The organism is Sandarakinorhabdus limnophila DSM 17366, assembly GCF_945882885.1.
GTDB classification, from domain to species: Bacteria; Pseudomonadota; Alphaproteobacteria; order Sphingomonadales; family Sphingomonadaceae; genus Sandarakinorhabdus; species Sandarakinorhabdus limnophila_A.
Genome location: NZ_CAMCWT010000073.1, coordinates 1 through 9,212, shown reverse-complemented (window position 1 = coordinate 9,212; position 9,212 = coordinate 1). Strand labels below are relative to the sequence as shown.

Here is a 9,212-nt window from a genome sequence, read left to right as displayed (position 1 = left end):
GGCGTTCTCGAAGCTCAAGGCCATGCTCAGAAAGATCGGCGAGCGAACCGTCACTGGGCTCTGGGACCTCATCGGCAGGCTCATCGATATCTTCCAACCCAACGAATGCGCAAACTACTTCAGATCGTGCGGGTATGAACCCAAATGATTGGAAACCGCTCTAACACAGCATTGCGGAGGACAAGATGCCCGAATTCAAGGCCCTGCTCGAAGGCTATCGCCGGTTTCGCACCGGCGCCTATCAGGAACAGCGCCGCCGGTACGACGCCCTGGCCGACAAGGGCCAGGCGCCCGGCGTGTTGGTGATCGCCTATTCCGACAGCCGGGTGGACCCCACCCGCGTGTTCGATACCGAACCTGGCCAGATGTTCGTGGTGCGCAACGTGGCCAATCTGGTGCCGCCCTTCGATCCCGATCCGACGCACGGGCAGCACAGCACGTCGGCCGCCATCGAATATGCCGTTACCCAATTGAAAGTGCATCATATATTGGTTCTGGACCACGCGCGTTGCGGCGACATCAAGGCCAGCATTGAAGGCAGGTTCGATGACGCGGCGCCGGGTGAAGGCGGCTTCATCAAACGCTGGATGAGCCAGATTGCGCCGGCCCGCGATACCATCCGCGCCGCGGCGCAGCTGTCACCCGATATCGATGCCTGCAGCGCGCTCGAGCTGGCCGCCATCCGGCTTTCCATCGACAATCTGCGCAGCTTCCCCTTCATCGCCGAAGCCGAGGAGTACGGCGCACTGCACCTGCAGGGGGCGCTGTTCGATATCGCCGAAGGCGTGCTGCGCGTGCTGAATCACGAAAGCGGCAAGTTCGAATCGCTTTCCGTGGATTGGGAAGAAGAGAATGTGACCGTGCTGAAATCGGCCTGAAACGCGAAACGGGCGTATCCGACACAACCAGATGGGAGTGCCGGATACGCCCGCAGCAGCTTGGCCTTCGACAAGGGCAGTTGCCTTGGGCCACGCCGTCGAATCAAATATAAGATTGATTTAGTCTTGTTTGCAAGACGAAAGATTGCACTTCTGTCACTTTCACCTGCAGCAGGCTGCCGCAGCTAGTGCGGTTCGCGATAGGCCCGGCCGCGCGGATCACTGCTTCCGGCGGCCTGATTCACGTTGTTCTTGAACTCATTATACTTGCATCCGAACGGCCCCGCTGGGCCCCAGGTTCCCGAGCACGTGCCGGCGGTGCCGACATCCGGCCCCAGCAACTTGTTGCGTTCGGCCGATACACTGGCAGTGCCGCGCTCCCCAATATCCCGCAACACCGGCAGCGGTGCGCGATAGGGCGATTGGGCTGGCTCACGGTCAGCACACACCACGATCTCATCGGGACGGGACTTGGGCGGGCACAACACGCTCCAGCCCGGCGGCATCAGCCTGGCGGTGCCGGCGGCGGCCAGAACAAAGCCCGCCAGCAGGCTCATCAGTAGTGCAGCGCCCGGCCGTAGGCGTCGAGCACGCTTTCGTGCATCATTTCGCTCAGCGTCGGGTGCGGGAAGATGGTGTGCATCAACTCTGCCTCCGTCGTTTCCAGGCCCATGGCGATGGCATAGCCCTGGATCAACTCGGTCACCTCGGCGCCCACCATGTGCGCACCAAGCAATTGCCCGGTGGTGGCATCAAACACCGTCTTCACAAAGCCTTCCGCTTCGCCCAGTGCGATGGCCTTGCCATTGCCGATGAACGGGAATTTGCCAACGCGCACCGTGTGGCCGGCGGCTTTCGCCTTGGCTTCGGTCAACCCGATGCTGGCCACTTGCGGGCGGGCATAGGTGCAGCCCGGAATGCGGGCGACGTCCATCGCGTGGGGATGGCCGCCGGCGATATGTTCGACAGCAATAATGCCTTCATGGCTGGCCTTGTGGGCGAGCCAGGGCGGGGCCGTCACGTCGCCGATGGCATAAAGGCCGGGCACGTTGGTCTGACACATGGGATCGGTCACGATATGGCCACGGTTGGTGGCGACACCCAGCGCCTCCAGGCCGATATTCTCGGTATTGGGCACGATGCCGATGGCAACGATGACATGGCTGTAGCTGTCGGTGCTGGCCTTGCCGTCGGCCGTGGTGATGGTGGCTTTCACGCCTTCAGGGCCGGGCGTCACGTCCGACACCTTGGCGCCGGTCACGATGGTCATGCCCTGCTTGGTGAGCGCCTTCTGGGCGAAGGCCGAAACCTCCTCGTCTTCCACCGGCAGGATGCGGTCGAGCATTTCGACCACGGTCACTTGCGCGCCCATATCGCTGTAGAAACTGGCGAACTCCACGCCGATGGCGCCCGATCCGATCACCAGAAGCTTGGTCGGCATCACCGGCGGCACCATGGCGTGGCGATAGGTCCACATGCGGTTGCCGTCGGCCTCCACGCCCGGCAGATCCCGCGCACGGGCGCCAGTGGCGACGATGACATTCTTGCCCGTCAGCACACGCTCGCCATTGGCAGTGGTCACGGTCACCGTTATGGCCCCGGTCAACCGCCCCTGCCCTTCGACCACCTCGATCTTGTTCTTCTTCATCAGCGATTTCACACCGCTGTTCAATTGGGCCGCCACTTTGCGGGAACGGTCGGTGACCTTCTTCAAGTCAAACGACGGCTTCTCCACACTCAGCCCATAGGCATCGGCGTGGGTGATATAGTGGTAGATCTCGCTCGTCCGCAGCAGCGCCTTGGTCGGGATGCAGCCCCAGTTGAGGCAGATGCCACCCAGGCGCTCCCGCTCGACGATGGCGACACTCATCCCCAGCTGCGCCGCGCGGATGGCGGCCACATAGCCGCCGGGGCCGGACCCGAGGATGACGAGATCGTGGGTGGTGGTCATGCGACCAGCCCCAGCGGGCTTTCGATCAGCGCCTTGACCGCGCTCATCAGCGCCGCCCCGTCTGCCCCGTCGATGGCGCGATGGTCAAAGCTGCCGGTGATGGTCATCACCGTGGCGATGGCCAGCGCGTCACCCTTGACCACGGCGCGCTTCTCGCCCGCACCCACGGCCAGGATCATCGCCTGCGGTGGGTTGATCACGGCATCGAACTGCTTGATGCCGAACATGCCGAGGTTGGACAGGCTGGCGGTGCCGCCCTGATACTCGTGCGGCTGCAACTTGCCGGCGCGGGCCTTTTCGGCGAGCGCCTTCATCTCGCTGGCGATCTGGCTGACGGCCTTGCAATCGGCACCCACGATGATCGGTGTGATCAGGCCCGATGGGGCGGCAACGGCCACCGAGATGTCGGCGCGAACATAGACCAGCAGAGTGTCGCCGGCGAACGACACGTTGCATTTGGGCACCTGGCGCAGGCCCAGTGCCAGCGCCTTGATGACAAGATCATTGACGCTGACCTTGATGCCGCGCGATTCCAAAGCCGTGTTGAGTTCGCCGCGCATCTTGAGCAGCGCATCCAGCTCGACATCCAACGTCAGATAGATGTGCGGGATCGACTGCTTGGCCTCGGTCAGGCGGCGGGCGATCACCTTGCGGACATTGCCGAGCTTCTCGACCATATGCGGGATATCGCTGGTGACAGGTGCCGGCGGAAGAGGTGCCGCCACCGAAGCGGGAGCAGCCACGACGGGTGCAGGGGCGTTGGCAGCGACGGGCTTGCCGTTTGCCGCTTCCACATCGGCGCGCACGATGCGGCCGCGGGGGCCGCTGCCGGCAACACTTGCGAGGTCCACGCCCTTCATTTCGGCGATGCGGCGGGCGAGCGGGCTGGCGATGACGCGGTCGCCCGCTGGAACTGGGGCGGCAGGCGCCGCCGCCGGAGCAGGCGCGGCAACAGGCGCCGGTGCAGCCACCGGAGCCGGCGGCGCAACAGGCGCGGCCTTGGGAGCCGGCGCAGCCGCCTCCCCTTCCCCGGCCAGGCGCAGGATCACCGTGCCCACCGGTACATTTTCAAGGCCTTCCGGCACCGCGAGTTCGATCACCGTGCCTTCGTCCACGGCTTCCACTTCCATGGTGGCCTTGTCGGTTTCGATTTCGGCGATGATGTCGCCGGATTTCACGGTCTGCCCAAGTTTCACATGCCATTTGGCCAGCGTGCCCACTTCCATGGTGGGCGACAGGGCGGGCATGGTCACATCAATAGCCATGATCAATTGTCCACAAAAAGCTGATCAACCAGAGCGCGCTGTTCCTCGTCGTCCGGGTTGTCGATCAGGTCGGCCATGTCGAGGAAATAGGCGGCGGCGCCCGCCAGCGGCCCGGAATAGCGTACCTGTGTGCCGGCTTCGGATTTCATGCTCCACGCCACCACCAGCGCGCGCTTGCCGATGGCGTTGATCTTCTTCACCAGCAGCACGAAATCGCCGTCGCCGGCCACCAGGGCCACCACGTCGCAGCGATCACTCACCGCCAGATCGAAGGCCTCGAGCGCCAGCCACACATCGATGCCCTGTTCCTTGGGCGGTTCGCTGTTGGTGTCGATGCGGGTGAAGTGCGGCGTGATGTTGCTGGCGGCCAGGATCTGATCGAACACCCGGTCGTTGCGCAGCGATTCCTCGACGAAGCTGGCGTTGCGCTCCCGGTCTTCCAGATCGCGCAGGTTGTAGCGGCCGCGGAAATAATGCGCCTCCACCACCCGGCAGCGATTGCGCGAAACTTCCTCCATGTCGGCGGCGGCGATTCGGATAAAATCCATCAAGCCGGACAGCGACAGGCGCAGGCCAACATTGTGCTCGAACTTGTAGAAGGTCGATACGCGGTTGAAATAACTGCCATCTATCATCACTGCGACACGGGTTTGCCCAGAAGGTTTCATCGTGACGCTCACTTGTAACAGACAGTGCGAGCGGCGGTGACGACGTCGTCCGCCTTCAGCAGCGCCGCCTTTTCGAGATTGGCAGCATAAGGCAGCGGCACATCGACGTTGGTCACCCGCAGCACCGGCGCATCGAGATCATCGAAGCCCTTTTCCATCACCACCGCCATGATTTCCGATGCGATCGAACAGGTCGGCCAGCCTTCTTCCACCACCACCATGCGGTTGGTTTTCTTCAAGGAGGCCAGCACCGTGGCGGTATCCATAGGACGCAGCGTGCGAAGATCGATCACCTCGGCATTGATGCCCAGCCCGGCCAACGTTTCGGCGGCCTGCAAAGCCACGCCCACGCCGATGGAGTAGCTCACCAGCGTCACATCCATGCCGGCCTTGACGATGCGCGCCTTGCCGATGGGAACGACATGATCGCCTTCAGGCACATCGAAACTCTGGCCATAAAGCAGCTCATTTTCAAGGAAGACGACCGGATCGGGGCTGCGGATCGCGGCTTTCAGCAGGCCCTTGGCATCATCGGCGCTGTAGGGCGCAAGCACGATCAGGCCGGGCACGCTGGCATACCATGGCCCGTAATTCTGGCTGTGCTGCGCGCCCACCCGGCTGGCGGCACCGTTGGGGCCGCGGAACACGATGGGGCAGCGCATCTGGCCGCCCGACATATAGAGCGTTTTCGCCGCCGAATTGATGATGTGATCAATGGCCTGCATGGCGAAATTGAAGGTCATGAACTCCACGATGGGCTTCAGACCGCCCATCGCCGCACCAGTGCCTAGGCCGGCAAACCCATATTCGGTGATCGGCGTATCGATCACGCGGCTGCCGCCGAATTCCTCCAACAGGCCCTGCGTTACCTTGTAGGCGCCCTGATATTCGGCGACTTCCTCGCCCATCACGAACACGGTTTGATCGGTCCGCATTTCCTCGGCCATGGCATCGCGCAGAGCTTCGCGCACGGTCTGGCGGCGCGTTGGGCCGGGAGCGATATCGGGAGCGGGCGCGGCTGCTACCGGGGAATTGTCATCGCCCGGCGTCTCCCGTTCGGGAAGCGAAACGGCCTTCGGTTCCTCCGTGGTGAACTTGGGAGCGGGAGCCGCGGCCGGCGTTTCCGCTTCATCCTCCCCGGCGATGTTGATGATCGGCGTGCCAACCTTCACGCCTTCGGAACCGCCCGCCACGAGCAGCGCCGTCACCGTGCCGCCGTCGTCGGCTTCCAGCTCCATCGTCGCCTTGTCGGTCTCGATTTCGGCGATCACGTCGCCGGGTTTGACCACATCGCCCACGGCAACCAGCCACTTGGCCAGCGTGCCCTCTTCCATGGTGGGCGACATGGCGGGGAGAAGAATCTGCGGCATCAATAGGTTCCCAACAGCACGTCGGTGTGGAGTTCGGCGAGCGCCGGCTCGGGCGTTTCCAAGGCAAAGTCCGCGGCTTCGGCCACTTCATCGCGCACGTCGCGGTCGATGGCTTTCAACGCGGCTTCGTCGGCGTGGCCGCCTTCCAGGATCAGCTTCTTCAGCCCTTCGATCGGGTCGCTCTTCTCGCGCATTACCTGCACTTCGTCGCGGCTGCGATATTTGGCCGGGTCGCTCATCGAATGGCCGCGATAACGATAGGTCTTCATTTCCAGCAGCAAGGGCCCTTTGCCGCCGCGCACCCATTCCACCGCCAATTTCGCGGCGCCGCGCACGGCCAGCACATCCATGCCGTCCACCTGCAGGCCCGGCACGCGGAAGCTTTCGCCGCGGCGATAGAGCTGGTCTTCCGAACTGGCGCGGTTCACCGATGTGCCCATGGCATATTGGTTGTTTTCGATCACGAAGATCACCGGCAGCTTCCAAAGCTCGGCCATGTTGAAGCTTTCATAGACCTGGCCCTGGTTGGACGCGCCATCGCCAAAATAGGTCACGGCGATATGGCCATCATTCTTATATTTGTGGGCAAAACCCAGGCCGGCGCCCAGCGGTACCTGCGCCGCGACAATGCCGTGGCCACCGAAGAAGCCATGTTCAACGCTGAACATGTGCATCGAACCGCCCTTGCCGCCGCTGATCCCGGCTGCGCGACCGGTCAATTCCGCCATCACCGCCTTGGAACTGATGCCGCAGGCCAGCATGTGGCCGTGATCGCGATAACCGGTGATGATGCTATCGCCCTTGATCAGTTCGGCCTGCAGGCCCACCACAACGGCTTCCTGGCCGATGTAGAGGTGACAGAAACCACCGATCTGCCCCATGCCATAAAGCTGCCCGGCGCGTTCCTCGAACCGGCGGATCAGCACCATCTGGCGGTACATTTCCAACAGCTGACCACTTGAGGCGACGAACCGTTCCGGTTCATCAGGCCGCGGCCAGTTGGGAATAGGCGGGGCGGAGGCGGCCTTGCGGCCTGTGCTGCGTGCCAATTTAATCACCTTTCACTGGCGGTACCCAACAAGTATAAAATGTCGCACCCGCGCCGAAAAGCCCCTATCCGGCACAAGGTGCCAGACAGGTTAATCGCAATAAAACTCAGGCAATAATCTGGCGGGCGCAGCCTGATGCGGCGTTGTTCAATTGCCCGCCGACTGGGCCTGCGGGAGCGGCACGATCACCTCGTCCGGCTTCACCAGATCGAGATTGCGGCGCACCAGTTCATCGGCCAGATCGGGATCGACATGGCGCGGATCAAGCAGCACGAGCCGGCGCTGCAACGCCGCCTGCTGTTCCTCGCTGGTTTGCACAGCCTGTTGCAGTTTGGAACGCTGCACCTTGTATTCGCGCCAAGCGACATAGCCGGTGGGGCCGGACACGGCGTGGAACGAAAAATAACTGGCGACAGCCACGCACACCGCCGGCAGCGCGGCGCGCGTCATCATCTGTTGCAAGGTCAGTTTCATCGCCATCGTTGGTGAAACTACGCAAACACTGGCCTATCCACAAGGCTGCAATCGCGCCGAAGTGATGCTAACAATCCACAACAGGCCAATAATCGGGGAGAAAACCGCCATGACCGCCATCAACACCGTCGTCGATCTCGCAAAGGACGGTGAAATCGCCGTCGTCACGGTCAATTCGCCACCGGTCAACGCGCTTTCCGCCGATGTGCGCGATGGCCTGGCCGGCGCGTTCGCCGCCATCGCCGCTGATCCTGCGGTGAAAGCCGCCGTGCTGGTCTGCGCCGGCCGCACCTTCATCGCCGGTGCCGACATTTCCGAATTCGGCAAGCCGCCGCGCGGCGCGTCACTGCCGGCCGTGCAGGATGCCATGGAAAGTTCGCCCGTCCCCGTCATCGCCGCCATCCACGGCACCGCCCTGGGCGGCGGCCTGGAAGTGGCACTGTGCGCGCATTATCGCGTGAGCGATGCCAAGGCCAAGTTCGGCCTGCCGGAAGTGAAGCTGGGCCTGCTGCCCGGCGCCGGCGGCACGCAGCGCCTACCGCGCATCGTTGGCGCGAATAAGGCCACCGAAATGGTGACCAGCGGCGCGCAGATGGGCGCCAAGGATGCGCTGGCCACCGGGCTGGTGGACGAGGTGGTAGACGGCGATCTGACCGCCGGCGCTGTCGCCTTCGCCCGCAAGGTGCTGGCCGAAAAGCGCCCGTTGAAAAAGGTGCGCGATGACAACAGCAAACTGGGCGGCAGCGCGGCCGATCTGGCGCCGTTCTTCGCCGACGTGCGCAAGGCCAATGCCAAGGCGTTCAAGGGCTTTGACGCGCCGGAAGCCAATATCAAGTGTATCGAAGCCGCCGTGGCTCTGCCCTTCGAGGAGGGCCTGAAAGTTGAACGCAGCGAGTTCATGAAGCTGATGACCGGGCTGCAATCCGCCGCCCAGCGCCATGTCTTCTTCGCCGAACGCGCCGCCGCCAAGATCGATGGGCTCCCTGCGGACATGCAGCCGCTCCCGATGAAGAAGGTCGGCGTGATCGGCGCCGGCACCATGGGCGGCGGTATTTCGATGAACTTCCTGTCGGTCGGCATCCCCGTCACCATCGTCGAGATGAAGCAGGAGGCGCTCGATCGCGGCGTTGGCGTGATCCGCAAGAATTACGAGAACAGCGCCAAGAAGGGCCGTTTCAGCATGGAGGAGGTGGAAGCCCGCATGGGCCGCCTCACCCCGTCGCTGAATATGGAGGATCTGGCCGATTGCGACCTGATCATCGAAGCCGTATTCGAGAATATGGCTATCAAGAAGGATATTTTTGGGCGTCTGGACAAGATCGCCAAGCCGGGCGCCATCCTGGCCAGCAACACCAGCTATCTGGATGTGGACGAAATCGCTTCGGCCACCTCGCGGCCTGAATCGGTGGTGGGCATGCATTATTTCTCGCCGGCCAACGTCATGCGCCTCTTGGAAGTGGTGCGCGGCGCCAAGACGGACCCGCAGGTGCTGGCCACGGCGATGGCGATGGGCAAGGCCACCGGCAAGATCGCCGTTGTGGCTGGCGTGTGCCACGG

The 9,212-nt window shown here is 63.1% G+C and carries 9 protein-coding genes and 1 pseudogene; 3 read left to right on the top strand and 7 right to left on the bottom strand.

The window, feature by feature from the left end:
* Both Q7O19_RS12165 and Q7O19_RS12160 read left to right on the top strand, forming a co-directional pair.
* Positions 1-148, top strand: a pseudogene (locus tag Q7O19_RS12165) (IS630 family transposase); the annotation flags it as partial.
* Positions 149-185: 37 nt separating this feature from the next.
* Positions 186-878 carry a carbonic anhydrase gene (locus Q7O19_RS12160; RefSeq protein WP_303810777.1) on the top strand — a complete coding sequence of 231 codons (693 nt, stop codon included), beginning with the start codon at positions 186-188 and terminating at the stop codon, positions 876-878.
* Between the two features lie 185 nt (positions 879-1,063).
* On the opposite strand, the gene Q7O19_RS12155 is transcribed toward Q7O19_RS12160, so the two are convergent.
* From Q7O19_RS12155 to Q7O19_RS12125, 7 genes are all read right to left on the bottom strand, one after another.
* Positions 1,064-1,435, bottom strand: a complete 372-nt coding sequence (locus Q7O19_RS12155) for a hypothetical protein (RefSeq protein WP_303810776.1) — start codon at positions 1,433-1,435, stop codon at positions 1,064-1,066.
* Entirely contained in the window at positions 1,435-2,829 is a 1,395-nt protein-coding gene (gene lpdA, locus Q7O19_RS12150) for a dihydrolipoyl dehydrogenase (protein WP_303810775.1), read from the bottom strand. The genes Q7O19_RS12155 and lpdA overlap by 1 nt, the downstream gene beginning before the upstream one ends.
* Complete coding sequence (locus tag Q7O19_RS12145) at positions 2,826-4,094, bottom strand: pyruvate dehydrogenase complex dihydrolipoamide acetyltransferase (RefSeq protein ID WP_303810774.1); 1,269 nt, start codon at positions 4,092-4,094, stop codon at positions 2,826-2,828. Before Q7O19_RS12145 ends, lpdA begins: the two co-directional genes overlap by 4 nt.
* A gap of 2 nt (positions 4,095-4,096) precedes the next feature.
* Complete coding sequence (locus Q7O19_RS12140) at positions 4,097-4,762, bottom strand: NYN domain-containing protein (RefSeq protein WP_303810773.1); 666 nt, start codon at positions 4,760-4,762, stop codon at positions 4,097-4,099.
* A gap of 8 nt (positions 4,763-4,770) precedes the next feature.
* Complete coding sequence (locus tag Q7O19_RS12135) at positions 4,771-6,135, bottom strand: pyruvate dehydrogenase complex E1 component subunit beta (RefSeq protein WP_303810772.1); 1,365 nt, start codon at positions 6,133-6,135, stop codon at positions 4,771-4,773.
* Entirely contained in the window at positions 6,132-7,181 is a 1,050-nt protein-coding gene (pdhA, locus tag Q7O19_RS12130; protein WP_303810771.1) for a pyruvate dehydrogenase (acetyl-transferring) E1 component subunit alpha, read from the bottom strand. The genes Q7O19_RS12135 and pdhA overlap by 4 nt, the downstream gene beginning before the upstream one ends.
* 147 nt (positions 7,182-7,328) lie before the next feature.
* A complete protein-coding gene (locus Q7O19_RS12125; protein ID WP_303810770.1) occupies positions 7,329-7,661 on the bottom strand; it encodes a septum formation initiator family protein in 333 nt (110 codons plus the stop codon).
* A 103-nt stretch (positions 7,662-7,764) separates the two neighbouring features.
* Here Q7O19_RS12125 and Q7O19_RS12120 point away from each other — a divergent pair.
* Positions 7,765-9,212 (top strand): 3-hydroxyacyl-CoA dehydrogenase NAD-binding domain-containing protein (locus tag Q7O19_RS12120; protein WP_303810769.1); only part of this gene is annotated, 1,448 nt, incomplete at its 3' end.